The following is a 26,818-nucleotide window of genomic DNA, read 5'->3' as shown; positions in this document are numbered from 1 at the left end:
GGTCGTGAGCGCGGACGGCGGGGGCGGGGCGGGCCTCCCGGCTGACGATCGCCGGTAGTCTTGCCCGGACCGTTTCCGCACCGAGCACCCAGCTCGGCGACCTCTGGAGCACCCTTTGGCACAGCCCTCCCGTCTCGACAGCGTCATCGCCCTGGCCAAGCGCCGCGGCTTCGTCTTCCAGTCGGGTGAGATCTACGGAGGCTCCCGCTCCGCGTGGGACTACGGGCCCCTCGGTGTGGAGCTCAAGGAGAACATCAAGCGCCAGTGGTGGCAGCGGTTCGTGCGCGGACGCGGGGACATGGTCGGCCTCGACTCCGCCGTCATCCTGCCCCGCAAGGTGTGGGAGGCCTCCGGGCACGTGGCGACGTTCACCGACCCGCTGGTCGAGTGCCTGCACTGCCACCACCGGTTCCGCGAGGACCACCTGCTCGAGGCGTTCGAGGCGAAGAAGGGCCGCGCCCCCGAAGGCGGCATGGCCGAGATCGCCTGCCCGAACTGCGGCACCCGCGGCGAGTGGACCGAGCCCCGCGAGTTCTCCGGCATGCTCAAGACGTACCTCGGCCCGGTCGAGTCGGAAGAGGGCCTGAACTTCCTGCGCCCCGAGACTGCCCAGGGCATCTTCGTGGACTTCGCGCAGGTCGTGACGACCAGCCGGATGAAGCCCCCGTTCGGCATCGGTCAGGTCGGCAAGGCGTTCCGCAACGAGATCACGCCCGGCAACTTCATCTTCCGCACGCGCGAGTTCGAGCAGATGGAGATCGAGTACTTCGTGCCGCCGGCCTCGGCCGAGGAGCACTACGAGCAGTGGATCGCCGACGCCGTCGCGTTCTACACCGACCTCGGCATCGACCCGGAGAACCTCCGCCGCTTCGACGTGCCGGACGGCGAGCGGGCGCACTACTCCGACGCCACCGCCGACATCGAGTACCGCTTCGGCTTCACCGGCTCGGAGTGGGGCGAGCTCATGGGCGTCGCGAACCGCACCGACTTCGACCTCAACAACCACATCGAGGCGTCCGGCCAGGACCTGCGGTTCTTCGACCAGGCGGCCAACGAGAAGTACGTGCCGTACGTCATCGAGCCGTCGTTCGGCCTGACCCGTGCGCTCATGGCGTTCCTGCTCGACTCGTACCACGAGGACGAGGCCCCGAACGCGAAGGGCGGCGTCGACAAGCGCACCGTGCTGCGCCTCGACCCGCGCCTGGCGCCCGTGAAGGCCGCGGTCCTGCCGCTGTCGCGCAACGAGCAGCTGTCCCCGGTCGCCCGCGGCCTGGCCGACGACCTGCGCAAGAACTGGAACGTGGACTTCGACGACGCCGGGGCGATCGGCCGTCGCTACCGTCGCCACGACGAGATCGGCACGCCGTTCTGCATCACGGTCGACTTCGACACCCTCGAGGACAAGGCCGTGACCGTGCGCGAGCGCGACACCATGGGCCAGGAGCGCGTGGCGCTCGACCGGCTGCAGGGCTACCTGGCCGAGCGGCTGCTCGGCGCGTAGGCGGTTCCGCTCCGCTCCGCACGACCGAAGTCACCCCGAACCGCGCGATCGCGTGGCGCGGGGTGACTTCGGTCGTGCGACGGGAATGCGCGCCGCACGCCCGCGTTGGGGATGAGCATGAACGACTCCGTGAAGGTCGATGTCTGGTCGGACATCGCCTGCCCCTGGTGCTACATCGGCAAGCGCAAGTTCGAGGCCGGCGTGGCCGCGTTCGGTGCCTCGTCGGACGCCCGGCCCGTCGAGGTCGAGTACCACTCCTTCGAGCTGAGCCCGGACACCCCCGTCGACTTCGAGGGCACCGAGGCCGAGTTCCTCTCCGGCCACAAGGGCATGCCCGTCGACCAGGCGCAGCAGATGCTCGACCAGGTCTCGGCGATCGCCGCCTCGGTCGGACTGCAGTACGACTTCGACGCCATGCACCACACCAACACCGTCAAGGCGCACCAGGTCATCCACCTCGCCAAGCAGCACGGCAAGCAGCTGGACATGGTCGAGCGCCTGTTCACCGCCTACTTCGAACGCGGTGAGCACGTCGGGCAGGACGCCGCGCTGGCGGACCTCGCCGCCGAGGTCGGGCTCGACCGCGACGAGGTCCTCGCCACCCTGCGCGACGACTCGCAGCTCGCGGCCGTCCGCGCCGACCAGGCCCAGGCGCAGGCCTACGGGATCAACGGCGTGCCGTTCTTCGTCATCGACGGCAAGTACGGCGTCTCCGGCGCGCAGGACCCGTCGGCGTTCGAGCAGGTCCTGTCGCAGGTCGTCGCGCTCCGCGAGACGACGCCCGACGAGGTCGCGGCTGCGACCGAGCGTGCTGCGGACGACGCGAGCGCGGACGTGGCGGCGACTCGATGACCGGCGCGACGATCAGCGACCAGGGCGCGGTGCGCCTCCAGGCCGTGACGTCGGTACCGTCCGTGCCGGACGCGCTCACCGGCCTGGAGGCCCGCCCCGCGTTGCTGACGCTCGTCACGCCCGGCGGTGCGCCGGTCTGCGAGGGTGACGCGTGCCTGATCGACGCCGGCGCGTTCGCCGGCTCCGAGGGGGACTGGACCGAGGTGCCGGACTGACGTCCGTCGTCCGGGTGCGGCCCTGCGCCCCCGTGCGGTCGTCGCGCCCCGACTCTGCGGGGCGCAACGGCTGCGCGGGGGCGCGATCCGTCGGTCGCCGGGACCGGTCAGCCGCGCTGCGGTTCCGCGTCGGTGATGTCGGCGACGGTCGCGCCGTACGCGGCGACGAGCGCGTCGGCGTCGACGAAGGCGCTCGCACCGTGCCGGCCGGCGCCGAGTGCGACGCGACGGCCGAGGATGCGCTCGTCGGCGTAGACGGGCAGCTCGCCGGTCGCGCCGATCGGCGTGATGGTGCCGCGTTCGTAGCCGGAGGCCTCGAGCGCCGTGGCGGCGTCGGGCATCGAGAGCTTGTTGACGCCGACGACGGTGCGGAGCTTCTTCCAGGCGATGCTCCGGCCGCCGGGCACCAGGGCCAGCAGGAACCCGCCGTCGTGCCGCTTGACCACCAGGGTCTTGACGATGTCGCCCGGTTCGATGCCGAGCAGGCCGGCAGCCTGCTCCAGGGAGTCCGCGGCCGGGCGTTCGACGACCTCGACCGGCAGGCCCCTGGCGGCTGCGTCGGCGTCGAACCTGGTGATGGCGTCGGTCGTCATGTGGAGAACGCTACCGTCGGGCACCGACGTGGGAGGATGGGACCGGTATGACGATCACAGAAGCGCCCGCGTCGCGAGTCGGCGGCCCCCTGCGCATCGGCCCCATCGAGGTCGACGTGCCGGTCGTGCTCGCGCCCATGGCGGGCATCACGAACATGGCGTACCGGCGGCTGTGCCGCGAGTACGGCGCCGGACTGTACGTGTGCGAGATGATCACCTCGCGCGCGTTGGTCGAACGCACCCCGGTGTCGATGCAGCTCATCCAGCACCACGAGTCGGAGACCCCGCGCTCGATCCAGCTGTACGGCGTCGAGCCGAACACCGTGGCCGAGGCGGCGTCGATCCTGGTGGGCGAGGACCGAGCCGACCACATCGACCTGAACTTCGGCTGCCCGGTGCCCAAGGTCACCCGCAAGGGCGGCGGAGCGGCGCTGCCGTGGAAGCTCGAGCTGTTCCGCGAGCTCGTCACCAAGACCGTCCGCGCCGCCGGTGACGTCCCCGTCACCGTGAAGATGCGCAAGGGCATCGACGAGGACCACCTGACCTACCTGGACGCCGCCCGCATCGCGCGGGACGCCGGTGTCGCCGCGGTCTCGCTGCACGCCCGCACCGCGAACGAGCACTACTCCGGGCACGCCGACTGGTCGGCGATCGCCACGCTCAAGGAGACGGTGACCGACATCCCGATCCTGGGCAACGGTGACATCTGGTCGGCTGCCGACGCCCTGCGGATGGTCGACGAGACCGGCGCCGACGGCGTGGTCGTCGGGCGCGGCTGCCTCGGTCGTCCCTGGCTCTTCGGCGACCTGGCCGCGGCGTTCCGCGGTGAGGGGCTCCGGTACATGCCGTCCCTGGGCGAGGTCGCCGACGGGTTCCGCCGGCACGCCGAGCTGCTCGTCGAGTTCTTCGGGTCCGAGGAGCACGGCTGCCGCGACATCCGCAAGCACGTGGCCTGGTACTTCAAGGGGTACCCGATCGGCAGCGACGTCCGGTCCGGCCTGGCCATGGCGTCGAGCCTGCAGGAGATCGACGACCTGCTCGGCCAGCTCGACCACGACGCGCCCTACCCGGGTGCCGACGCCGAGGGGCCGCGCGGTCGTGCCGGTCACCCCAAGCGCACCGCCCTGCCCGACCGCTGGCTCGAGTCCCGCGACGTCGACAGCGAGTTCCGCAAGGTCCTGGCCGCCGCCGAGCTGCACCACAGCGGCGGATGAGCGCCACCGCCTCGTACGGCCCGGCCGACGCCGAGCGCTGGCTCCCCGAGGAGCACGGCAACCGCCGATCGGACTTCGCCCGCGACCGCGCCCGGCTGCTGCACTCCAGCGCCCTGCGCCGCCTGGCCGCGAAGACCCAGGTGCTCAGCCCGACCGCCGGGCTCGACTTCGCCCGCAACCGCCTGACGCACTCGCTCGAGGTCGCGCAGGTCGGTCGCGAGCTCGCCGACTCGCTCGGACTCGACCCCGACGTGGTGGACACCGCGTGCCTGGCGCACGACATCGGCCACCCGCCCTTCGGGCACAACGGCGAGACCGCCGTCAACGCCTGGGCCGCCGGCATCGGGGGCTTCGAGGGCAACGCGCAGACGCTCCGGCTGCTGACCCGACTCGAACCGAAGGTCTACGGCCCCCGCGCCGGCGTCCCCGGCGGCGCCGACCGCCCGTACGGCCTCAACCTGACGCGTGCGTCACTCGACGCCAGCTGCAAGTACCCGTGGCCGGCCGCCCAGGGCGTGTCCGAGTCGTCGTCCGGCCGGACCAAGTTCGGCTTCTACGACGACGATCACGACGCCTTCGAGTGGCTCCGTGCCGGCGCGCCCCGGCGTCAGCGGTGCATCGAGGCGCAGGTGATGGACCTGGCCGACGACATCGCGTACTCGGTGCACGACTTCGAGGACGCCGTCGTCGCCGGGTTCATCGACGTGGCAGCCCTGGGCGACCGCGTCGGCGAGAACGACATCGTCACCGCGATGCACGCCTGGGTCGGCGACGACCTGAGCCGCGACGAACTGCTCGAGGCCTTCGACCGGCTGCGGGCGCTGCCGCTGTGGATGACCTCGTACGACGGCTCCCGGCGTGACGCCGCCCGTCTCAAGAACCTGACGTCGCAGCTGATCGGGCGTTTCGCGCGCACGGCGACGGCGGCCACCCGCGAGTCCTACGCCTCGGGGTCGCTCGTCCGGTTCGCCGCCTCGGTCGTGACCCCGCCCGAGATCATCGGTGAGATCGCGGTGCTCAAGGGCATCGTCGCCGCGTTCGTGATGACCCACGGCGACCGGCAGCCGGTGTACGAGGACCAGCGGCGGGTGCTCACCGAGCTCCTCGACGCCCTCGCCGCGACGGGACCGGCCGACCTCGAGCCGGGCTTCGCCGCCGACTGGCACGAGGCCGGTGACGACGCCGGCCGACTGCGCGCCGTGGTGGACCAGGTGGCGAACCTGACGGACCAGGGTGCCTTCGCCTGGCACAAGCGCCTGGTGGTCGGTGACCGTGATCCCGTCCACATCGCGGTCTGACGTGACCGCGCAGGCCGTGGTCCGGTCCACATCGCGGTCTGACCTGACCGCGCGGGCCGTGGTCTCGTCCACATCGCGGTCGGACCGGTCCGCCAGCGTCGGCCCCACGAACTAGGATCGAGGGGTGGCTGGCAGGATCGCGCGGAACGACATCGACGAGGTCCGCTCGCGTGTCAACATCGCCGACGTCGTCGGCGACTACGTCACGCTGAAGCACGCGGGCGTCGGGTCGATGAAGGGGTTGTGCCCCTTCCACGACGAACGCTCCCCGTCGTTCCACGTCCGCCCGCAGGTCGGCCGGTACCACTGCTTCGGCTGCGGCGAGGACGGCGACGTCTTCAGCTTCATCATGGCGCAGGACCACACCACCTTCGCCGAGGCCGTCGAGCGCATGGCCGCGAAGATCGGCTACACCCTCCACTACGAAGAGGGCGACGGCCCCCGCACCGACTACAACACCCGGGCCCGGCTGATCGCCGCGAACGAGGCCGCGCTCGAGTACTTCACCTCGCAGCTCACGACCGCCGCCGCCGATCCCGCCCGCCGGTTCCTGGGGGAGCGCGGCTTCGACCCCTCGGCCGCCCAGCACTTCGGTGTCGGCTTCGCGCCGAAGTCGTACGACATGCTCAAGGACCACCTGCGCGGGCGCGGCTTCACCATGGAGGAACTCATCTCCGCCGGCCTGGTCAGCCAGGGCGACCGGTCGCCGTACGACCGGTTCCGCGGGCGGCTGATGTGGCCCATCCGCGACGTCACCGGCGCCACGATCGGGTTCGGTGCCCGGCGGTTGCTCGAGGACGACAAGGGCCCGAAGTACCTCAACACGCCCGAGACGCCGATCTACCACAAGAGCCAGGTGCTCTACGGGCTCGACCTCGCCCGCCGCGAGATCTCGAAGCAGAAGCAGGTCGTCATCGTCGAGGGCTACACCGACGTCATGGCCTGCCACGTCGCCGGGGTCACCACCGCGGTCGCCACCTGCGGCACGTCGTTCGGCGTCGACCACATCAAGGTGCTGCGACCGATGCTCGGGGACCTGGCCGGCGCGGACCCGAACGCCAACGGCGAGGTCGTGTTCACGTTCGACCCGGACGAGGCAGGGCAGCGTGCGGCGTCCCGCGCCTTCGCTGAGGAGCAGCGCTTCGCCGCGCAGACCTACGTCGCCGTGGCCCCCGGCGGGCTCGACCCGTGCGACCTCCGCCTTGCCCGCGGCGACGACGCCATCCGCCGTCTGGTCACGAACAAGCGGCCGATGTTCGAGTTCATGATCCGCCGCACGCTCGACGGCCACGACCTCGAGACCGTCGAGGGGCGCGTCGGTGCCCTCCGCGCCGCCGCCCCGGTGCTCGCCGGCATCCGCGACCGCTCGCTCACCCAGGGCTACGTCCGCGAGCTCGCCGGCTGGCTCGGCATGGAGATCCCCGAGGTGCGCCGGTCCGTCGAGACCGCCCGGCGTCGTGCCGGCTCGCCGGGCCAGGACGACCGGTCTGGAGGCCCGGGGCGCGACGGTCGCGCCGGTTCCGCCGACGACGGGTCGGGTGTCACCGACGAGCCCGTCGCCGGGATCCGCTCGTTGCCGAACGACCCCATCAGCCGCATGGAGCGCGACGCCGTGATGGCGATGGTGCAGCAGCCGACGTCCGTCGGGGCGCCGCTGCTCGGACTCGCCGCGTCGGCCACGTTCTCGACGCCGATGCTCGCCGTGGTGCGGGACGCCGTGGTCGCGAACGTCGACGTCATCGGCGCGGGGGACTGGCTCGACCGGCTCCTCGCCGACGTGCCGGCGCCCCTGCGCACCCTGACGCACGAGCTCGCCCTCGCGCCGATCCCCGCGCGCAACGCCGACGACCTGGCGGCCTGGTCCCGCAGCATCGTCGTGGCGCTGGTCGAGCGTGACCTGCTGGCCCGCAAGGCGTCGTTGCTCGGGCAGCTGCAGCGCGCGGACCCGCACGAGCAGGCCGAGCGACGCGCCGAGATCCAGCGGCAGCTCGTCGACATCGACGGGCAGCGGATGCGGTTGCGCGCCGACGCCGAGGCCTCCTAGCCCGCCTCGAGCGGTTCGAGCCAGGTGCGCGAGGTCGCACGACGTGCCGCCTGCCGGGCGTCGAGTGGTCGCAGCGCGTCGGCTGGACGGGATCCGGCCGACTGCACGTGACCGCGCGGCGTGGGGCGGGCGGTGTGTCGTGACCAGTCGGCGTCGGCGAGTGGCGGGGCGGACGCGGGTCGAGCCTCCCGGCCGGGTGCACGAGGTCGCACGACGCACCGTCGGCGCACCACCGAGGTCGCACTCCGTCACGCCAACCGGCAGCCGTAGGGGGCCGAAGTGCGACCTCGGCGGCGAACGTGCCCCGGCAACCCGGCAACCCGGCACGTTGCACGGCGCAACTTTCGTGCGCGACGCGCCGCTCAGCAGTGGCGGAATCATGCAGCATGCGACGCCCTCGTGCATTACAGCGGTGTAAACAAAACGCCTCCCGGGTCGAGAACTTCCGTGACAGGGTGATACCAATGAGCGTTCCTGGCCGGTCACACAGTCGATCCACCGCCGGCCCAGGACCCTTGCAATCACGACCAGAGAGGCAGCGGACATGGCATCCGTGACCAAGTGGGGCAAGCGCGGCATCGCGCTCGGCGCCGGAGCAGCGGCGACGGCGCTGGTGCTCACCGGCTGCGCGAGCAGCAGCGTGAGTGACACCGAACTGAACGGCCTGAGCATCGGGACGACGGACAAGGTGACGTCCCTCGACCCGGCCGGTTCCTACGACAACGGCTCCTTCGCCGTGCAGAACCAGGTCTTCCCGTTCCTGATGAACACGCCCGTGGGCAGCCCGGACGTCGAGCCGGACATCGCCTCGAAGGCGGAGTTCACCGACCCGACCACCTACGAGGTCACCCTCAAGGACGGTCTGAAGTTCGCGAACGGCAACGAGCTGACGTCGAGCGACGTGAAGTTCTCGTTCGACCGCGAGCTCAAGATCAACAACGAGAACGGCCCGCAGTCGCTGCTGGCCAACCTCAAGAGCATCGACACCCCGGACGACACGACCGTGGTGTTCAACCTCGACCACGCCGACCAGACCTGGCCGCAGGTGCTCTCGAGCCCCGCCGGCCCGATCGTCGACGAGGACGTCTTCTCGGCCACCGAGCTCACCAGCGCCGACGACATCGTCAAGGGCAAGGCGTTCGCCGGGCAGTACGGGATCACCTCCTACAAGGAGAACGACACGATCCAGTACAAGGCCAACAAGGAGTACGACGGCCTCCTCGGCAAGGCGAAGACCGATGAGGTCACCGCCAGCTACTACACCAAGGAGACCGACCTCAAGCTCGCGGTGCAGGAGGGTGACGTCGACGTCGCCTACCGCTCGCTCACGCCGACCGACATCGCGGACCTGCGCAAGGACGACTCGCTCGAGGTCACCGACGGCCCCGGTGGCGAGATCCGCTACATGGTCTTCAACCTCGACACGCAGCCCTTCGGTGCGAAGACGGACGACGCCGACGAGGCGAAGGCCCTCGCCGTGCGCCAGGCCGTCGCCGACGTGGTCGACCGCGCGTCGATCGCCAAGGAGGTCTACAACGACACCTACTCGCCGCTCTACTCGATGGTGCCGGACGGCCTGACGGGTGCCGCGAAGCCGTTCGAGGAGCTCTACGGCGACGGTGACGGCGGCGCGGACGTCGACAAGGCGAAGAAGACGCTGGCCGACGCCGGGGTCACGGGCAAGGTCACGATCGACCTGCAGTACTCGCCCGACCACTACGGTTCCACCTCGGACGACGAGTACGCGGCGATCAAGACGCAGCTCGAGAACTCGGGCCTGTTCACCGTGAACCTGCAGTCCACGGTCTGGACGACGTACTCGCAGGAGCGCGTGAAGGACGCCTACCCGGTGTACCAGCTCGGTTGGTTCCCGGACTTCTCGGACGCCGACAACTACCTGTCGCCGTTCTTCTCGAAGGACAACTTCGTGCAGAACCACTACGACGACGCCGAGATCCAGGACCTCATCGCCGCCGAGCAGCAGGAGTCCGACGCGGACGAGCGCGCCGACCTGATCGAGCAGGCGCAGGAGCGTGAGGCCACCCAGATCTCGACGCTGCCGCTGCTGCAGGGCAAGTCGGTCGCGGTCGCCTCGAAGGACGTCAAGGGCCTGACCCTCGACTCCTCGTACAAGTTCCGCTACGCCACGCTCAGCAAGTAACACCCAACGGACACCAGGGGGCGTTCCCACGAGGAACGCCCCCTGGTCACGTCCACGAAAGGCATCCCCACCGTGACCCTCATGCCACCCGAGGCGATCGAGTCGGAGCCCACGAAGCCGCAGGCACAGCGCAGTGCCAAGAACGGCGGCGGGCTCGGCCGGTACATCCTCGTCAGGTTCCTCCTCATCTTCCCGACCGTCTTCATCCTGGTGACGCTCGTGTTCTTCCTGATGCGCGTCATCGGGAACCCGATCACCGCGTCGGTCGGCGGTCGGCTCACGCCGTCCCAGCTCCAGGAGCGCCTCGCCGCCGCCGGGTACGACCGCCCGGTGATCGTGCAGTACTTCGAGTACCTCGGCAACATCCTGCGCGGGGACTTCGGCACGACGTCGACCGACAACCGGCCGATCACCGAGGTCATCGTGACGTACGGTGGCGCGACCGCGGAGCTCGTGTTCTACGCGCTCATCGTCGCGCTGCTGCTCGGCATCCCGCTCGGCATGCTCGCCGCGTACCTGCGCGACAAGTGGCCGGACGTGCTGTTCCGCGCGCTGGCGATCCTGACCTACGCGACGCCGGTGTTCTTCGGTGGCCTGCTCCTCAAGCTCGTCTTCTCGGTGTGGCTCGGCTGGCTGCCGCTCGGCGACCGCGCGTCGACCCGGGTGTCGCTGATCCTCGACAACATCCCCGGCGCGACCGGCATCTACCTGATCGATGCCCTGCGGACCGGGAACGCGCAGGTGATCGGTGACGTGCTGTCGCACGCGGTCCTGCCCGCGCTGACGCTCGGCCTGCTGACGGCCGGCATCTTCCTGCGGCTCGTGCGCGCCAACATGATCGGTTCGCTCGGCTCCGAGTACGTCGACGCGGCCCGCTCGCGCGGCGTCCGGGAGGCACGGCTCGTCCGCACGCACGCGTTCCGTCCGGCGCTGGTCCCCATCATCACCGTGATGGGTCTGCAGATCGCCATGCTGCTGGGTGGGTCGGTGCTCACCGAGACCACCTTCGGCTGGCGCGGGCTCGGGTTCGAGCTCAACCAGTACCTGTCCGCCCGCGACTTCGTCGCCGTGCAGGGCATCGTCGCGATGCTCGCCGTGATCGTCGCCGTGACGAACTTCGTCGTCGACGTCGTCGCGGCGCTCATCGACCCGAGAGTGAGGTTCTAGCGATGGCCGACACCTCGCTCGTCGACCGCCACGAGCCGTTCTGGAAGCGGCTGCCCGTGGTGGTCCAGCTCCGCAAGAGCACCGGCTGGCAGCGCGGCATGCTCATCACCGGTGTGGTGATCTGCGCCCTCTACCTGATCGTCGCCCTGGCCGCACCGCTCATCGCCCCGTACGGCTTCGGCCAGCTGCAGGGCGCCGACGGCCAGAGCTTCCCGCGCACCGGCGCCCCGAGTGCCGAGCACATCTGGGGAACGACCGTCGGCGGCTTCGACGTGTTCAGCCGCGTCGTCTACGGCGCCCGCACGGCCGTCCTCGTGGTGATCGTCGCCGTCATCGTCTCGATCACCATCGGTGTCCTGCTCGGCATGGTGTCCGGGTACCTGGGCGGCTGGCTCGACCGGACGCTGGTCGTGGTGGCGGACGCGGTGTACGCGTTCCCGTCGCTGCTGCTCGCGATCGTCGTGTCGATCGTCATCTCCGGCGGCAACTCCAGCTACGCCGGCGGCATCGTCGCGGCGGCGATCTCGATCACCGTCGTGTACATCCCGCAGTACTTCCGGGTCGTGCGGGCCGAGGCGGTGCGCCTGAAGAACGAGGCGTTCGTCGAGTCCGCCCGGGTGCTCGGCACCCACCCGTGGCGCATCATGACGCGCCACGTGCTGCGGAACTCCACCCGCTCGCTGCCGCTCATCCTGACGCTCAACGCCAGCGACGCGATCCTCACCCTCGCGGGGCTCGGATTCCTCGGGTTCGGCATCGGCCCGACCGCCGGCGCGGAGTGGGGCTACGACCTCAGCCGGGCGCTGTCCGACGTGGCGTCGGGTGTCTGGTGGACCGGCGTGTTCCCCGGTGTCGCGATCGTCGTGCTCGTGCTCGGCGTGACCTTCATCGGCGAGAGCCTCAACGACATCTCGGACCCCCGTCTGCGCGCGCGACGCCGGCTCAAGCAGCTGGTGTCGCGGAAGCAGGCGGCCAGCACGGAAGGGGCGGCCGCATGACGGACGCAACGAAGCGCCTCCAGGCCGACGGCGGGACGCCCGTGGCGGTCGTCGACGACCTGACCGTCACGTTCGCCACCGACGGCGGCGCCGTCGAGGCCGTCAAGGGCGTCAGCCTGGACGTCCGGCCGGGCGAGGTCCTGGCCCTGGTCGGCGAGTCCGGCTCGGGCAAGTCGGTCACGGCGCGCAGCATGCTCCGGCTCATGCCGGAGACGGCGACGATCGGCGGCGCGGTCTACCTCGACGGCACCGACGTGGTCAGCGTCGGGTCGGCGAAGCTCCGCGAACTCCGGGGCACGGCCGGCGCGATGGTGTTCCAGGAGCCGTCGACCGCGCTCAACCCCGTCTTCACGGTGGGGTGGCAGATCGCCGAGGGCCTGCGCGCGCACGGCGGCGTGTCGAAGAAGGAGGCGCGGGTCAAGGCCATCGACTACCTGCGCCGCGTGGGCATCCCCGACCCGGAGACCCGCGTCGACCACTACCCGCACCAGTTCTCCGGCGGCCAGAAGCAGCGCGTCGTCATCGCGAGCGCGCTCGCCCTCGAGCCGAGCGTGATCATCGCCGACGAGCCGACCACGGCGCTCGACGTGACGGTGCAGGCCGAGATCCTCGACCTGCTCCGGCGCTGCCGCGACGAGTTCGGCGCGGCGATCGTCGTCATCACCCACAACATGGGCGTCGTGGCCGACCTGGCCGACCGCGTCGCCGTGATGTACCAGGGCGAGGTCGTCGAGGAGGCCCCGGTCGCGCAGCTGTTCGCGGCGCCGCAGGCCGACTACACGAAGCGTCTGCTCGCCGCCGTGCCCCGGCTCGAGGCGTCGACGGGCACCGCCCGCCGTGCGGCGATCACGGCCGACGTGGAGCCCCTCGTCAGCGCGAAGGGCCTGGAGATCGAGTACCCGGGTCGTCTCGGGGCGCCGGCGTTCCGCGCGGTCAAGGGCGTCGACCTGGACATCCGCCCCGGCGAGGTCCTCGGCCTGGTGGGGGAGTCGGGCTCCGGCAAGACCACCATCGGACGGGCGATCGCCGGGCTGACGAGGATCACCGGCGGCTCGCTCGACGTGCTCGGCACCGAGATGCTCGGCTACAAGGAGCGGGACTTCAAGCGGCACCGCAAGGACATCGGGTTCGTGTTCCAGGACCCGGCGACCTCGTTCAACCCGCTGCTCACGATCGCCGAGTGCGTCGCCGAGCCGCTCGTCGTGCACGGCGTCGCCTCGGGTCCCCGTGCGGCCCGCAAGCGCGTCGACGAGCTGCTCGAGGCCGTGCAGCTGCCAGCGGCGTACGGCGACCGCTACCCGCACGAGCTCTCCGGCGGCCAGCGGCAGCGGGCATCGCTCGCACGGTCGCTGGCGCTCCGGCCGAAGCTGCTCATCGCCGACGAGCCGACCAGCGCGCTCGACGTGTCCGTGCAGGCCCGCGTGCTCGAGCTCTTCCTCGAGCTCCAGCAGGACCTGGGCTTCGCGTCGCTGTTCATCAGCCACGACCTGGCAGTCGTGGGCGCACTGTCGGACCGCATCGCCGTGCTGTACCGGGGCGACCTGGTCGAGACCGGCACGACCGCGCAGGTGCTCGGCAGCCCGCAGCACCCGTACACGCAGCGCCTGCTGGCGTCGCTGCCGGTGCCGGACCCGGCGGAGCAGGCGGAGCGACGGCGTACGCTGGAGGAACTGGAGCGCGCCGGGTCCTGACCCGACGGCACCCGCCCTGGAGGCCCGACCAGCGTCGTCGACGCTGGTCGGGCCTCCAGGGCGGTCGTCTCCACTGCTGTACGCACGACGGTCCTGCCACACCGCGGCCCGTCGCGAACCGCCGCCAGGGGGCGGCGTGGAAGGGGACCCATGATCGCGGTCAACGGACCGGCGGTCGTCGCGGACGACGTGTCGATCGAGTACCGGGGCGGACGGGGGTCGGAGCCGATCCGGGCGGTCGACGGGGTGAGCCTGACGGTCCGACAGGGCGAGATCCTGGCGCTGCTCGGCGAGTCCGGCTCCGGCAAGTCGACGTTCGCCGCCGCGCTCGCGGGCCAGCTCGGCTCGCACGGCGAGGGCGAGGGGGCCCTGCGCCGGCACATCGTCGGCGGTGAGCTGACGGTGCTCGGGCAGAAGACCCGCGGGCTCCGACCGTCGTCGCGCAAGGCGGAGCGGCTGAGCGGCCGGATCGGCTACCTGCCGCAGGACGGCGCCGACCGGCTCAGCCCGGACCTGACCGTCGGTGAGGCCGTCGCCGAACCGATATACGCCCGCGACCGCCGGTTCGACCGCAAGGAGGCCGGGCTCATCGTCGCCCGGCTGCTCGACGCGGTGCACCTGCCGCTCGGCGTGATGCGCCTGAACACGTGGGAGCTGTCGAGCGGGCAGCGGCAGCGTGTCGCGCTGGCGAAGGCCCTGGTGCTCGAGCCGCAGCTGCTCGTCGCCGACGAACCCGCTCGTGGCGTCGACGTACTCGTGCGTCAGTCGGTGCTCGAGGCCCTCGCGACCCTGCAGCGCGGTCGACAGTTCTCCGCCGTCGTCGTGTCGAGCGACCTGCGCGAGGCCCGCGCCCTCGCCGACCGCGTCGCCGTGATGGCCGACGGGCGGATGGTCGGCCTCGGCACCTTCGACGAGGTCCTCGACAACCCCGTCGACCCCTACGTGAAGACGCTCGCGTCCACCGCGGCCCGCGGTGTGAAGCGGCGCCCGACGACCAGCACGGCACGCCGTTCGACCGCACCCCGACGGCCCGTCGCCGCCGGCGCCGCCCCCCGGACCGACCGGCAGGAGACCCGGTGAGCGCCGCCCGCGGCCACCGCGCCGTCGTCCCGGCGTCGAACGCAGCGCTGCCGGTCGACCCGCCGCAGGCCGGACCCGTCGCGGTCCTGCCGGAGCCGACGGACCTGCACGTCACGGCCGTGACCGAGGCCGGCGGCACCGTCGCTCCGCTCGACACGGACACCCGCGGTATCGTCTGGCTCGACGCCCAGGACGCCGACGGGCTCGCAGAGGCCCTCGACGCCGCGCCCGCGGTTGGGTGGGTGCAGCTGCCGTTCGCCGGCGTGGACGCCTTCGCGCACCTGATCGCGTCGCACGGCGACCGCGTGCTCTTCACGTCGGCGAAGGGTGCCTACGCGGAGCCCGTCGCCGAGCACGCCCTCGCCCTGACCCTCGGCACGCTGCGGGTCCTGCAGAAGCGTGCCCGCGCGTCGTCGTGGGCCACCGAGCCCGAGGGGGTCTCGCTGTACGGCCGGAACGTCGTCGTCATCGGCGCGGGCGGGATCGCCGTGGAGTACCTGCGGCTGCTGGCCCCGTTCGACGTCGACGTCACCGTGGTGCGCCGCTCGGCTGACCCGGTGCCCGGTGCCTCGCGCACCGTCACGACCGACGCGCTCGACGACGTGCTGCCCGACGCCGACGTCGTCATGATCGCTGCGGCCATGACCTCCGGCACGGCGAAGCTGTTCGGCGCGCGGCAGTTCCGCATCATGAAGCCGTCCGCCCGGCTGGTGAACATCGCCCGCGGCGGACTCATCGACACCGACGCACTCGTCGACGCCCTGCGCACGGGCGAGATCGCCGCCGCCGGCCTGGACGTGACCGACCCGGAGCCGCTGCCCGACGGGCACCCGCTGTGGTCGGAGCCCGGTGCGATCGTCACGCCGCACCAGGCGGACACCCCGGAGATGGTCGCGCCCCTGCTGGCCGAGCGGGTGCGCCTGAACACCGCGGCGTTCCTGGACGGCAGCGGCGACGGGTTCGTCGGCGTGGTCGATCCGGAGGCGGGCTACTGATCCGCCGGTCCGGCGACGGCGCGCCCGGGCGGCGTGTCCGATGCGGTGGTGGGCGTCCGGGTGCTGCTATGCTGTTACCCGTTGTTCGCACGTCATTCGCCAGCGGACAGTGATCCTCGATAGCTCAATTGGCAGAGCAGCCGGCTGTTAACCGGCAGGTTGTTGGTTCGAGTCCAACTCGGGGAGCGTCAGGCCCCCACTCCTCGGAGTGGGGGCCTTCTGCGTTCCCGGTCAGCTGGGGAGGACAGCGGCGGGTTCGCTGCACGCCGCCCCGTACTCGAGACGCCTCCGGATTCGGCGGTGTCTCGACCGTTCGGGGCGTCGAGGGACGACGCCGGCGTGTGCGTGGGACGCCGGCGTGTGCGCGTCAGCGGTTGTCGAGTTCTTCGGGCTCGATGCTGAGGGTGCCGTCGCGGTCGTTGTCGTTGATCACGCCGGTCTTCGTGACGTACACGTCCAGGTAGTCGAGCCGGAAGTGCTCGAGCTGGTCGTCGTACTCCGACAGGAACGTCCGGACCTGCGGCGGCATGGCACGGCGGTCGTCGTGCCCGACGACGACGGCGTCGAACGGGCCGAACTGGGGCTTCTGCGTCCCGCGGTCGCCGAAGTAGATCCGCCAGGTGTTCGCGCTGAAGCGGGCGAAGAGGACGTTCTCGTCGTCCTTGCCCCGCACCTGTAGTGCTTCGCTCAGCATCGCGACACCGCTCGGCCGGGTCTGCACGACGGCGACGCCGAGCCGCACGACCGGGACCAGCAGCGCGGCGACGAGCACGACCGCCGCGATGCGTCCGACCGGCGGACGGACGGTGGCCAGGCGCCCGTACCCGATCGCCGCCAGGGCGATGATCAGCGGCATCCACGCGTCGTAGTAGTAGGGGAGTGAGACGTTGGCGACGATGACGTAGAAGACGAGGAAGACGCCGAGGGCGGTGCCGAGGTACGCGACGAGCCGGTCCGGTCGGACGGCGAGGGCCGCGACGACCCCGACGGCCAGGACGGAGAGCAGCAGCCAGCCCGTTCCGTCGGCGAGGAAGGCGAAGTTCGCCCACCACGGCGCCGTCGGCCAGACGGTCCCGAGGATGGTCGTCGGGTGCCCGTGCGCGTTCTGCTGCGCCTGGAAGCGGAGCATCTGCCCGATCGCGCGGAACAGCCCGACCGGCAGGTACACGACCACGAAGACGACCACGAAGGCCACGCCGCCGTACAGCGCGCCGACCCCCAGGTCCCGCCAGCGACGGAACAACAGCGGCAGAGCGCCGATGGCGAGCACGAGCACCGCGGTCGACACCTTGGACGTGACGGACAGGGCGAGGAGGGCTCCCGCGGCGGCGACCCACCACCGGTTGCCGGTCCGCATCCACGTCCACGCAGCGGCGAGCGACGCCACGGCGAAGAAGACCATGAGCGGTTCGAGCATCGCGAAGCGGTCGATGCGGACGCCGATGACCGAGCCGGCCTCCGCCCACGTCGCGCCCGACCCACGGGGGGTCAGCCACCAGAGACCGGCGGCGACGAGCCCCGTCCAGAACCCGAGCTCGCGACGCAGCCAGAGGAACAGGACGACGCCGGTCCCGAGCACCGCTGCTGCGGCGACCAGGCGGGGGCCCAGTGGACCCTGTCCCGCGAGGAGCTGCGCCACACCGTAGACGTACTTGGCGAGCGGTGGGTGCTCGAGGTTCAACGAGAAGTCCCCGTGCACGTAGGCCCAGCTCGCGCGGAGGTACACGAACTCGTCGTTCACGATGGTCGGTCGGCCGAGGTGCCACGTGGTGACGAACACGGCGGCCAGGGCGACGACCACGAGGGCCGTCACACGGACGGTGCGGGGGTGCGGGCGGGGGATGGGGGCCTCCAGGCTTCGGTGCTGCGCGTCCATCTTCGCAGGAGCCGCCGTGCGGGTCGTGTGCGGCTGATGCTGTTAGCGTTCTCAGGTGCTCCGTTCCCGCTCCGCCCGCCTCGCGATGCTCGGCGTCGTGGTGGCGGTGACGGCGGGGCTCACCGGGTGCAGCGGTGCGGGTCCCGACACCGACGGCACCGAGGACCCGACGAGTTCCGGCACGGGCGTCGGTCCGGGGGCGTCGCCGGTGGTGTTCGCCTTCGTGTGCGACGGCGACGGGCAGGACGGGGCGACGTACACGACCTACTCGGCGGTGTGGGAGGCCCGACGGTCGTCGTGCACGGCCAAGCGGCTCACCGGGTCGGTGCCGTCCTCACAGCAGCAGGCGGCGGTCGACGCTGCGCGTGGCGACGCGACCATGGTCGAGCTCGCCGGGGTCTGCGCCGAGCGCGGGGTCGCACCGTGGACGGCGTCGGTGACCGACGCCGTCGCCGCGCACGTCGCGGCCGGCCTGCTGCAGTACTGCCCGGGCCACCCGGAGGTCGACCGTCTGCGCGACGCGTCGGCGGCGTACCGGGGATGACCCGCGCCTCCAGGCCGTCCGCTCGCGGGCGTCAGCCCTCGGGGTGGTCGCGCCCCGGCAGCCAGGACTGCCCGGGGCCGCCCCAGCTGCTCTTGCGGATCGCCTTGGCGACCTGCTTGCCGTACGGGTGCACCAGGCGGTCGGCGTAGAGCCAGCCGTCCAGGTGGTCGTACTCGTGCTGGAAGATCCGGGCCAGCCAGCCGTGCGCCTCGACCTCGAACGGCGTGCCGTGCTCGTCGACGGCTCGCAGCAGGGCGCCCTCGGAGCGGCGGAGCGGGAACCGCTCACCGGGGATCGACAGGCAGCCCTCGGACTCGTCGTCCTCGTCGAGCTCCTCGACCGACTCGGGGACCGGGGGCGTGGTCCACAGCACGGGGTTCACGGCGGCGCCCCGGTGCAGGACGTCGTCGTCGTCGGTGTACGAGTACACGAACAGGCGCTTGCCGACGCCCACCTGCGGTCCGGCCAGGCCGACGCCGGGCGCCAGGTTCATGGTCTCGAACATGTCGGCGACGAGGGTGCGGAGGTCGTCATCGAACGCGGTGACCTCGGCTGCACGCTCGTGCAGGACGGGTTCGCCGGTGATGCGGATCGGGAGAACGGCCATTCACCCAGGTTATCCGGCGGGGGACGGTAGCCTCGACGCGTGACGACGGACCTCCAGCTGCCCGACGCCGTGAGCAACCTCACGCCGTTCCAGGCGCTGATGATCCCGGTGGCGCTCATCGGTGCGGTGTTCCTGTCGCTCGGGGCGCAGTTCCAGAGCCGCGGGGTGCAGCGGGTCGAGGCACGTCTCGGTCGGCAGTCGAAGGGGCTGAGCGTCCGGCACGTCGTCGGGCTCGTCTCGAGCGGCTACTGGGTGCTCGGCACGCTCATGCTCGGCATCGCGGTGGTGCTCCAGCTCGTCAGCATCACGTTCGCCCCCCTGATCGTCGTGCAGCCCCTGGGCGCCGTCGCCCTCGTCATCACGACGTGGTTCTCGTCGCGGTCGTCCGGGGTGCCCCTGGGTCGTCGAGCGAAGCGCGCCGTGTGGACGTGCATCGTCGGTGTCGGGATCTTCGTGGGGATCGCGGCGTTCGTCGGGCACGAGAGCGCGATCACCCGGCAGCAGCTCGTCACCGTCCTGGTGATCCTGGCCGTCGTGCTGGTGCTCGTGCTGGTGTCGTTCCGGGTGGTGGCGAAGCACCGCAGCGCGCTGTACTACATCGTGGGGGCCGGGGTGCTCTACGGGTTCGTGGCGACGCTGGCGAAGGTCGTGCTGAACCGGTTCGTGAACCACACCTTCGACTGGCTCACCGTGCTCGCCATCGTCGGCGTGGTCGTCGCGGCGTCGCTCGGTGGGTACTTCGTGCAGAACGCGTACTCGAGCGGCTCGGCCGACCTCGTGATCGCGGGGCTGACGGTGATCGACCCGATCGTGGCGGTCGGCATCGGCGTCGTCGTCCTCGGTGAGGCGGCGGGAGCGCCGGCGTTCGCCGTCGCCGGGTTCGTGGTCGCGGCCGCGATCGCGATCACGGGTGTGTTCCTGCTCGCGAAGCACCACCCCCAGACGCGCAGCTGACGCCGCCCGGAGCGGAACCGGCGCGGCGGGGCGGCCGCTGTGCGGTGCGCAGCGCCCGGCGACCGCCGCCCTCATCCGCGCGGCTGACGCGACCGCCGATCCTGGTGCGATAGCGTCGCTGCCGACCAGCAATCGCCCACGAGAGGACGAACTCCGCCGTGTCAGGAGACGCCACCACCGCCACCGCCGGACCGACGGGTGCGACGGGCGGCCACCGACCGCTGCGCGTGCTGATCGCCGCGGACACCTTCGCGCCGGACGTCAACGGTGCGGCCACCTTCGCCGAGCAGCTGGCCGTCGGGCTCGCCGAGCGCGGGCACGAGGTCCACGTCGTCGCCCCGGCCTCGAGCCGTCACCACGGCACCTTCGACGAGGTGCACCACGGCGTCACGCTCGTCGTGCACCGGCTGAAGTCCTACAAGTGGCCGCTGCACCCGTGGCTCCGGTTCGTGTGGCCGTGGAGCGTCCGGAAGTGGACCGGCCCGATCCTCGACGCCGTGCAGCCCGACGTCCTGCACATCCAGTCGCACGTGGTCATCGGCCGCGGCATCGTGCACGAGGCGAACGACCGCGGCATCCGGGTCATCGCGACGAACCACTTCATGCCAGAGAACCTGCTCGAGTACACGCCGTTCGGCAAGTGGACGCTGCCCCTCGCGCTGAAGATCGCGTGGAGCGACGCCGCCAAGACCTACCGCCTGGCGGACACCATCACCACACCGACGAACCTGGCCGCCGACTACCTGCGCAAGGCCATCGCCGGGCAGCAGGTGCTCGCGATCTCGTGCGGCATCGACGCGTCCCGCTACGTCGCCCGCGAAGGACGCCCGGTCGGCAACGACATCGTGTTCGTGGGTCGCGTGGCGCCGGAGAAGAACCTCGACGTGCTCGTCCGGGCCCTCGCGGTGCTGCCCGCCGAACTGGCCGCGACCCTGACCATCGTCGGCGACGGCGAGATGATCCCGAAGCTCACCGTCCTGGCGAAGGAGCTCGGCGTCGAGGACCGCGTGCGCTTCCTGGGCTTCGTCTCGGACGAGCGCAAGCAGCAGGCCCTGACGAACGCGACGGTGTTCGCGATGCCGTCGACCGCCGAGCTGCAGAGCATCTCGTCGCTCGAGGCGATGGCGTCGGGCCTGCCGGTCGTCGCGGCCGACTCGATGGCGCTCCCGCACCTCATCGACGGCAACGGGGCACTGTTCCGCCCGGGCGACGTCGAGGACCTCGCCGCGAAGCTGACGGGCGTGCTGACCGCACCGGACGACGACTACGTGGCGATGCGCGACCGCAGCCTGACGATGATCGAGGCACACGACATCAACCGCACGCTCGCGACGTTCGAGGCGCTGTATCGTGGGGAGCCGGTGGCCTGACGGTCCCCGGCGAGGGGCGGTAGCCAAGCTGGTCAAGGCAGTCGGCTCATAACCGAACGATCCGCGGGTTCGAGTCCCGCCCGCCCCACGTGCATTTGCCAAGGAAGCGCGACACCTCGCAGGACGACCACGCACCGACCCCGAACGTCACGTTCGAGGTGACCCGGGGCGGTACCGGCGTGCGCGTCAACGCCTTCCGCATCGGGTTCATGGGTGCCATCGGCGTGCTCGTCGCCCTGCTCGCCGGCTCGATCGTCGGTCAGCTCAGCACGGTCCTGGTGTACATCGGTGTCGCGCTGTTCCTGGCGCTCGGCATCGACCCGCTCGTGTCGTTCCTCGAGCGCTTCATCCCGCGGTGGGCGGCGATCACCATCGTCGTGGTGGGCGTGCTCGGCGGGTTCGCCGGCATCGTGTTCGCCGTCGTGCCGGTCCTGGTGGAGCAGGCGTCGAACCTCATCCAGAACTTCCCCGAGATCGTGCGGGACATCTCCCAGCAGCCGTGGGTGCAGGACCTGTCGAAGCAGTTCGCGGGCTCGTTCGACATCGACCACGCGCTGCAGTCGCTGCAGGCCTTCGTCGAGAAGCCGGGCAACCTGCTCAGCGTCGGCGGAGGCATCCTGGCGGTCGGCAGCGGGATCCTGTCCGGGGTGACCGGCGCGCTCATCGTCATCATCCTCATGCTGTACTTCCTGGCGTCGATGCGGGGCATGAAGCGCGCGGCCTACCGGTTCGTGCCGGCGTCTCGCCGTCAGAACTTCATCGACGTGAGCGAGCAGATCACCCAGGCGGTCGGTCGGTACGTCGTCGGCCAGGTGTCGCAGGCGCTCATCAACGGCATCCTCAGCCTGGTGTTCCTGCTCATCATCGGCGCCCCGCTGCCCGTGCTGCTGGCGTCGTTCGCGTTCCTCGGCTCGCTCATCCCGCTCGTCGGCACCCTGGCGGCCGCGATCGTGATCTCGCTGCTGTGCTTCTTCGCGTCGCCGGCCACGGCCCTCGCCGCCGCGATCTACTACCTCGTCTACATGCAGGTCGAGGCCTACCTGATCTCCCCGCGCATCATGTCCCGTGCGGTCCAGGTGCCCGGAGCACTCGTGGTCATCGCCGCGGTCGCCGGCGGCACGATCGGCGGTGTGCTCGGCGCGCTCGTCGCCCTGCCCGTCGCGGCATCGGTCATCATCATCGTGCAGAAGGTCATCTACCCCCGTCAGGAGCAGGCGTGACCGACACGTCAACGGCCCGGTCCGCCGAGCACGCCGAGCAGCGGGACGCGTGGGCACGCAGTCCCCGGGGGCCGCTCGCCCTGGTGAACGCGCAGCACGTCGACACCCCGCAGCCGGTCTGGCCGGTTCCGGGGACGTGGGCGCCCGCGGTCGGTGGCCTCACGGTCACCGCCGAGGCGGGCGACGGCGTGCTCGTCGACGGGGTCACGGTCGACGGGACGGTGCTCGTGGCCGGCGACACGGCCGTCGTGCCCTCCACCGTCGCCTTCCCGGACGGGTTTGCGGGGACGGTGAACGGGGACACCCTGCGCGTCTGGGACCCGGCATCGGACGCGATCGCCCGCTTCGCGCGCATCGCCCGGTTCGACCACGCCGACGGGTGGGTCCGGACCGGCCGGTACGTCCCGCTGGTGGGCGACGACCTGGAGGCCCGTGGCAGCGTCCTCGACGCAGCCGGCGACGCGCTGCCGATCGCCGGGCACGTCGAGACGACCGTCGGCGACGCGACCGTGCGTCTGCTCGCCGTCCGGTCCGCCGCGTTCCGCGGAGCACCGCGCCTGCAGCTCATCGTGCAGGACGCCACGAGCGCCCTGCCCGAGGACGACCCCGGCAGCTCGTACTCGATGGGGCGGTTCCTGTACCTCGACGACCCCGGGGCCGAGGCGTCGGTGGAACTCGACTGGAACCTGCTGGTCCTGCCGCCGTGCGCGTTCTCGTACCAGTACGCGTGCCCGATCCCGCCGGAGGACAACCGCCTGACGGTCGCCGTCACGGCGGGGGAGCGGCACCCGGTCGACACGGACGGCGCCGTCCTGCACTGAATCGTCTGTTACTGCACCGTTCGACACCGTGCGACGGGAACGCGGTCGTTCCGTCCTTGCCGTTCCCAGCACGGGCGCTGCATAATGGGCGTGTCCTGTCGGGACACCACAATCGCACACCGATGGTTCCGTGCCCTCCGGGGTCGGGAGCCTCCGCACCAGGTCGATGGGGAAGTCGCACCTGACGTATCGGAGGAACCGTGAACGGAACGACGACAGGAGTGCTCTACGTGCACTCCTCACCCCGCGCGCTCTGCCCGCACGTCGAATGGGCAGCAGGCCGCGCGATGAACCGCGCCGTGAACTTCTCGTGGCTCGACCAGCCGGCACAGGACGGTGCACGACGGACCGAGTTCACGTGGACGGGTGCGGTGGGCGCCGGTGCCGCGATCGCCTCGGCCCTGCGCGGGTGGGAGCACCTGCGCTACGAGGTGACCGAGGAGCCGACGGCCGAGTCGGACGGCGGCCGGTGGATGCACACGCCCGACCTCGGCGTCTTCTACGCGCAGACCGACGTCACGGGCAACATGGTGATCCCGGAGGACCGCGTCCGCTACGCGATGGAGGTCGCCGGGAGCAACGCCCTCGAACTCCACCGTGAGCTGCGGCTCGCCCTCGGCCAGGCGTGGGACGACGAGCTCGAGCCCTTCCGTCACGCGGCCGAGGGCAACCCGGTCGTCTGGCTGCACCGCGTCGGCTGACCCGCGCTCCGCGCGCCCGCGCGTGGTGCGGACCTTCGCGCTCAGCGACACTTCACGCGGCGAGCGGCGCGTGGACTGTCGCTGAGGGCGGGACGACGAAAGCCCGCCCCGACGACGCGGGACGGGCCTCCAGACCGGGTGCTGCGGATCAGGCGCTGCGGAACGCGACCACGGCGTTGTGGCCGCCGAAGCCGAACGAGTTGCTCACGGCGAGCAGGTCGCCGTCGGGCAGTGCGCGCGGCTCGCGCGCGACGTCCATGACGATCTCCGGGTCCTGGTCGTTCAGGTTGATCGTCGGCGGGGCCACCCGCTCGTGCAGGGCGAGGACGGTGAAGACCGCCTCGATCGCACCGGCACCACCGAGCAGGTGCCCGGTGGACGCCTTGGTCGCGGACACCACGACGTCGTCGAGGTGGTCGCCGAAGACGCGGCGCATCGCGTGGTACTCGGCGACGTCGCCGACCGGGGTCGAGGTGGCGTGGGCGTTGACGTGCACGACGTCCTCGCGGCTGGCGTCGGCGTGCTCGAGGGCCGTGATGACGGCACGGGCGGCCGCGCTGCCCTCGGGGTCCGGCGCGGTGATGTGGAAGGCGTCGGACGTGATGCCGGCACCGGCGACCTCGGCGTAGATCGTCGCGCCGCGGGCCTCGGCGTGCTCCTTCGACTCCAGGATGAGCGCGGCGGCGCCGTCGCCCAGGACGAAGCCGTCGCGCGTGACGTCGTACGGGCGCGACGCGGTCTCGGGGGAGTCGTTGCGACGCGAGAGGGCCTGCATGGCGGCGAACGCGGCCAGGGGCAGCGGGTGCAGCGCGGCCTCGGCGCCACCGGTGATGACGATGTCGGCGTCGCCGTCGGCGACGTGGCGGTACGCCTCGGCCAGCGACTCGGTCGAGGACGCGCAGGCCGACAGGTAGGTGCGGGCACCGCCGCGGGCGCCGAACTCCATCTCGATGGCTGCGGCCGGGCCGTTCGCCATGAGCATCGGGACGGTCATCGGCAGGACGCGACGCGGGCCCTTCTCACGCAGGGTGTCCCAGGCGTCGAGCAGCGTGTTGACGCCGCCGATGCCGGTCGCCCAGTCGACGATGAGGCGCTCGGGCACGACGGACTCGGGGTCGATGCCGGCGTCGGCCCAGGCCTCGCGCGCGGCGACGAGCGACAGCTGCGACGACGGGTCGAGACGCTTCGACTCCGGGCGGGTGAGCTGGTCGGTGAGGAACCGACGCGCCTGGCCGGCGAACTCGACGGGGAGTTCGAGCTCGGCGTAGCGCGGGTCCTCGATGCGGGTGATGCCGGACGTGCCGGCGAGCAGCGCGTCCCACGTCCCCCGGGCGGTCGCGGCGAGGGGTGAGATCGCACCGATCCCGGTGACGACGACGGTCTTCTTGGTCATGGAACGACGTGCTCTTTCGTTGGGGTGAACAAGATGAGCGCCGCGGCCGACGGGGTCCGCTGGCCGCGGCGCTCAGGAAGCTCGTGTCAGGCCTGGGCCTTGACGATGTAGTCGACCGCGTTGCCCACGGTCTTGAGGTTCTTGACCTCTTCGTCCGGGATCTTCACGTCGAACTTCTCCTCGGCGTTGACCACGATGGTCATCATCGAGATGGAGTCGATGTCGAGGTCGTCGGTGAACGACTTGTCGGCGGCGACGGTGTCGGTCGCGATGCCGGTCTCGTCGTTGATCAGCTCGGCCAGGCCGGCGAGGACTTCTTCGTTGGACAGGGCCATGAGTTTCTCCTTGAGGGGGGTGTCGTTTGACCGTGGACCAGCCTAGGGCACGCGGGGTCCGGGTGCTCGGAAGCTGGTCGGGGTGGTCGCGGGTGCGACCGACGACGAACGCGGTGCGGCCGGGTGGTCGCGGTGCGTCCGGGGTGGCTAGGGGAGCACGACCACCTGCGCGCCGAACACGAGTCCGGCGCCGAACCCGATCTGCAGGGCGAGGCCGCCCGACAGGTCCGGGTGCTCCTCGAGCAGGCGGTGTGTGGCGAGCGGGATGCTCGCGGCGGAGGTGTTGCCGGTGGTGGTGATGTCGCGGGCGATCGTGACCGTCTCGGGCAGGCCGAGCTGCTTCGCGAACTCGTCGATGATCCGGATGTTCGCCTGGTGCGGCACGAAGGCGGCGAGGTCCTCCGGACGGACGCCCGCGGTCTCGAGCGCCTGACGCGCGACCTTGACCATCTCCCAGACGGCCCAGCGGAACACGGTCTGGCCGGCCTGCCGCATGGTCGGACGGGGTGCCCCGGCCTCCCACTCGTTGTAGGTCGCGGTCATGCCGATGGCGTCCCACTTCGAGCCGTCGGATCCCCAGATCGTGGGGGCGATGCCGGGGAAGTCGCTCGGGCCGATGACGGCGGCACCGGCCCCGTCACCGAGCAGGAACGAGATCGAGCGGTCGGTCGGGTCGACGACGTCGCTGAGCTTCTCGGCCCCGACGACCAGCACGTGGTCGGCGAGTCCGGACTTGATGAACGAGTCGGCCTGGGCGATGCCGTAGGCGTACCCGGCGCAGGCCGCGCTGATGTCGTACGCGGCGGCGGGCGTCGCGCCGATGCGCTCGGCCAGCAGCGACGCCATCGACGGGGTCGCGACGGTGTGGGTCACGGTGCTGACGAGCACGACGCCGATCTGCGACGGGTCGATGCCCGCCTTCTCGATCGCCTCACGCGCGGCGGCCTCGGCGAGGTCGACGGCCTCGACGTCCTTGCCGGCACGCTTGCGGGTCACGATGCCGGTGCGCTGCCGGATCCACTCGTCGGACGAGTCGATCGGGCCGACCAGGTCGTCGTTCGGCACGACGTGCTCCCCGCGCGCGGCGCCGAACGCCAGGATGCGGGTGTACTCGTGGCCGCGGCGCTGCTGGAGCATCGGGCGTGCGGTGGGGTCGGCCTGGAGGCCCGTGGCGGCGTCCGTCGACTG

General features: G+C 71.3%; 24 protein-coding genes, 2 tRNA genes and 1 pseudogene. 21 read left to right on the top strand and 6 right to left on the bottom strand.

All coding sequences use genetic code 11. The features are described 5' to 3' along the window. Positions 1-115: 115 nt before the first annotated feature. The 3 genes from LEL83_RS11490 to LEL83_RS11480 all read left to right on the top strand — a co-directional run bounded on the left by LEL83_RS11490 (position 116) and on the right by LEL83_RS11480 (position 2,568). A complete protein-coding gene (locus LEL83_RS11490) occupies positions 116-1,501 on the top strand; it encodes a glycine--tRNA ligase (RefSeq protein WP_198658344.1) in 1,386 nt (461 codons plus the stop codon). Positions 1,502-1,618: 117 nt separating this feature from the next. After that, positions 1,619-2,353, top strand: a complete 735-nt coding sequence (locus LEL83_RS11485; protein WP_198658345.1) for a DsbA family oxidoreductase — start codon at positions 1,619-1,621, stop codon at positions 2,351-2,353. Continuing rightward, positions 2,350-2,568, top strand: coding sequence for a hypothetical protein (locus LEL83_RS11480; protein ID WP_182066755.1), 219 nt, complete (start codon positions 2,350-2,352; stop codon positions 2,566-2,568). Before LEL83_RS11485 ends, LEL83_RS11480 begins: the two co-directional genes overlap by 4 nt. A 107-nt stretch (positions 2,569-2,675) precedes the next feature. On the opposite strand, the gene LEL83_RS11475 is transcribed toward LEL83_RS11480, so the two are convergent. After that, entirely contained in the window at positions 2,676-3,161 is a 486-nt protein-coding gene (locus LEL83_RS11475) for an aminoacyl-tRNA deacylase (protein WP_225558908.1), read from the bottom strand. A 47-nt stretch (positions 3,162-3,208) separates the two neighbouring features. Here LEL83_RS11475 and dusB point away from each other — a divergent pair, with 47 nt between their 5' ends. The 11 genes and pseudogenes from dusB to LEL83_RS11425 all read left to right on the top strand — a co-directional run bounded on the left by dusB (position 3,209) and on the right by LEL83_RS11425 (position 15,995). Then, entirely contained in the window at positions 3,209-4,375 is a 1,167-nt protein-coding gene (gene dusB / locus LEL83_RS11470) for a tRNA dihydrouridine synthase DusB (RefSeq protein WP_225558907.1), read from the top strand. Beyond that, positions 4,372-5,673 (top strand): deoxyguanosinetriphosphate triphosphohydrolase, encoded by a 1,302-nt coding sequence (locus LEL83_RS11465; protein WP_225558906.1) that lies wholly within the window; start codon positions 4,372-4,374, stop codon positions 5,671-5,673. The genes dusB and LEL83_RS11465 overlap by 4 nt, the downstream gene beginning before the upstream one ends. A gap of 124 nt (positions 5,674-5,797) precedes the next feature. Then, complete coding sequence (gene dnaG, locus LEL83_RS11460; protein WP_225558905.1) at positions 5,798-7,717, top strand: DNA primase; 1,920 nt, start codon at positions 5,798-5,800, stop codon at positions 7,715-7,717. A 544-nt stretch (positions 7,718-8,261) separates the two neighbouring features. Beyond that, entirely contained in the window at positions 8,262-9,878 is a 1,617-nt protein-coding gene (locus tag LEL83_RS11455) for an ABC transporter substrate-binding protein (protein ID WP_225558904.1), read from the top strand. Positions 9,879-9,959: 81 nt separating this feature from the next. Beyond that, a pseudogene (locus tag LEL83_RS16370) lies at positions 9,960-10,196 on the top strand (ABC transporter permease); the annotation flags it as partial. A 183-nt stretch (positions 10,197-10,379) separates the two neighbouring features. Beyond that, positions 10,380-11,045: an ABC transporter permease gene (locus LEL83_RS16365; RefSeq protein WP_372454455.1), complete on the top strand. Its 666-nt coding sequence runs from the start codon at positions 10,380-10,382 to the stop codon at positions 11,043-11,045. 2 nt (positions 11,046-11,047) lie between these two features. Further along, on the top strand, positions 11,048-12,043 hold the full coding sequence (locus LEL83_RS11445; RefSeq protein WP_198658352.1) for an ABC transporter permease: 996 nt from the start codon (positions 11,048-11,050) through the stop codon (positions 12,041-12,043). Beyond that, positions 12,040-13,734 (top strand): ABC transporter ATP-binding protein, encoded by a 1,695-nt coding sequence (locus LEL83_RS11440; protein ID WP_225558903.1) that lies wholly within the window; start codon positions 12,040-12,042, stop codon positions 13,732-13,734. Before LEL83_RS11445 ends, LEL83_RS11440 begins: the two co-directional genes overlap by 4 nt. 150 nt (positions 13,735-13,884) lie before the next feature. Beyond that, positions 13,885-14,814 carry an ATP-binding cassette domain-containing protein gene (locus LEL83_RS11435; RefSeq protein WP_225558902.1) on the top strand — a complete coding sequence of 310 codons (930 nt, stop codon included), beginning with the start codon at positions 13,885-13,887 and terminating at the stop codon, positions 14,812-14,814. Continuing rightward, positions 14,811-15,809, top strand: a complete 999-nt coding sequence (locus LEL83_RS11430) for a D-isomer specific 2-hydroxyacid dehydrogenase family protein (RefSeq protein ID WP_225558901.1) — start codon at positions 14,811-14,813, stop codon at positions 15,807-15,809. The genes LEL83_RS11435 and LEL83_RS11430 overlap by 4 nt, the downstream gene beginning before the upstream one ends. A gap of 113 nt (positions 15,810-15,922) precedes the next feature. After that, positions 15,923-15,995, top strand: a tRNA-Asn gene (locus LEL83_RS11425). A gap of 181 nt (positions 15,996-16,176) precedes the next feature. Here the strand turns inward: LEL83_RS11425 and LEL83_RS11420 are convergent. Then, positions 16,177-17,622: an ArnT family glycosyltransferase gene (locus tag LEL83_RS11420; RefSeq protein WP_225558900.1), complete on the bottom strand. Its 1,446-nt coding sequence runs from the start codon at positions 17,620-17,622 to the stop codon at positions 16,177-16,179. A 118-nt stretch (positions 17,623-17,740) separates the two neighbouring features. Here LEL83_RS11420 and LEL83_RS11415 point away from each other — a divergent pair, with 118 nt between their 5' ends. Further along, a complete protein-coding gene (locus tag LEL83_RS11415; RefSeq protein ID WP_198658357.1) occupies positions 17,741-18,229 on the top strand; it encodes a hypothetical protein in 489 nt (162 codons plus the stop codon). 31 nt (positions 18,230-18,260) lie between these two features. Here LEL83_RS11415 and def read toward each other — a convergent pair whose 3' ends face one another. Then, positions 18,261-18,836: a peptide deformylase gene (gene def, locus LEL83_RS11410; protein ID WP_225558899.1), complete on the bottom strand. Its 576-nt coding sequence runs from the start codon at positions 18,834-18,836 to the stop codon at positions 18,261-18,263. Positions 18,837-18,875: 39 nt separating this feature from the next. Here def and LEL83_RS11405 point away from each other — a divergent pair, with 39 nt between their 5' ends. From LEL83_RS11405 to LEL83_RS11380, 6 genes are all read left to right on the top strand, one after another. Continuing rightward, positions 18,876-19,790 (top strand): multidrug DMT transporter permease, encoded by a 915-nt coding sequence (locus tag LEL83_RS11405; protein ID WP_198658359.1) that lies wholly within the window; start codon positions 18,876-18,878, stop codon positions 19,788-19,790. A 158-nt stretch (positions 19,791-19,948) separates the two neighbouring features. Beyond that, a complete protein-coding gene (locus LEL83_RS11400) occupies positions 19,949-21,160 on the top strand; it encodes a glycosyltransferase (protein ID WP_225558898.1) in 1,212 nt (403 codons plus the stop codon). 13 nt (positions 21,161-21,173) lie between these two features. After that, a tRNA-Ile gene (locus LEL83_RS11395) sits at positions 21,174-21,248 on the top strand. A gap of 7 nt (positions 21,249-21,255) precedes the next feature. After that, positions 21,256-22,380 (top strand): AI-2E family transporter, encoded by a 1,125-nt coding sequence (locus LEL83_RS11390; RefSeq protein WP_198658654.1) that lies wholly within the window; start codon positions 21,256-21,258, stop codon positions 22,378-22,380. Continuing rightward, positions 22,377-23,201, top strand: coding sequence for a DUF1684 domain-containing protein (locus tag LEL83_RS16265; RefSeq protein WP_225558897.1), 825 nt, complete (start codon positions 22,377-22,379; stop codon positions 23,199-23,201). Before LEL83_RS11390 ends, LEL83_RS16265 begins: the two co-directional genes overlap by 4 nt. 200 nt (positions 23,202-23,401) lie before the next feature. Continuing rightward, positions 23,402-23,902 (top strand): DUF3145 domain-containing protein, encoded by a 501-nt coding sequence (locus LEL83_RS11380; protein ID WP_225558896.1) that lies wholly within the window; start codon positions 23,402-23,404, stop codon positions 23,900-23,902. Between the two features lie 148 nt (positions 23,903-24,050). Here LEL83_RS11380 and LEL83_RS11375 read toward each other — a convergent pair whose 3' ends face one another. The 3 genes from LEL83_RS11375 to LEL83_RS11365 all read right to left on the bottom strand — a co-directional run bounded on the left by LEL83_RS11375 (position 24,051) and on the right by LEL83_RS11365 (position 26,767). Continuing rightward, positions 24,051-25,295, bottom strand: a complete 1,245-nt coding sequence (locus LEL83_RS11375; protein ID WP_198658362.1) for a beta-ketoacyl-[acyl-carrier-protein] synthase family protein — start codon at positions 25,293-25,295, stop codon at positions 24,051-24,053. An 86-nt stretch (positions 25,296-25,381) separates the two neighbouring features. Continuing rightward, complete coding sequence (locus tag LEL83_RS11370) at positions 25,382-25,630, bottom strand: acyl carrier protein (protein ID WP_017886710.1); 249 nt, start codon at positions 25,628-25,630, stop codon at positions 25,382-25,384. Between the two features lie 147 nt (positions 25,631-25,777). Further along, positions 25,778-26,767: a beta-ketoacyl-ACP synthase III gene (locus LEL83_RS11365; protein ID WP_198658656.1), complete on the bottom strand. Its 990-nt coding sequence runs from the start codon at positions 26,765-26,767 to the stop codon at positions 25,778-25,780. Positions 26,768-26,818 lie beyond the last annotated feature (51 nt).

The organism is Curtobacterium oceanosedimentum (genome assembly GCF_020297365.1).
Taxonomy (GTDB): Bacteria; Actinomycetota; Actinomycetes; order Actinomycetales; family Microbacteriaceae; genus Curtobacterium.
The sequence above is the reverse complement of the archived record's forward strand: the minus strand, read 5'-3'. Positions and strand labels throughout refer to the sequence as shown.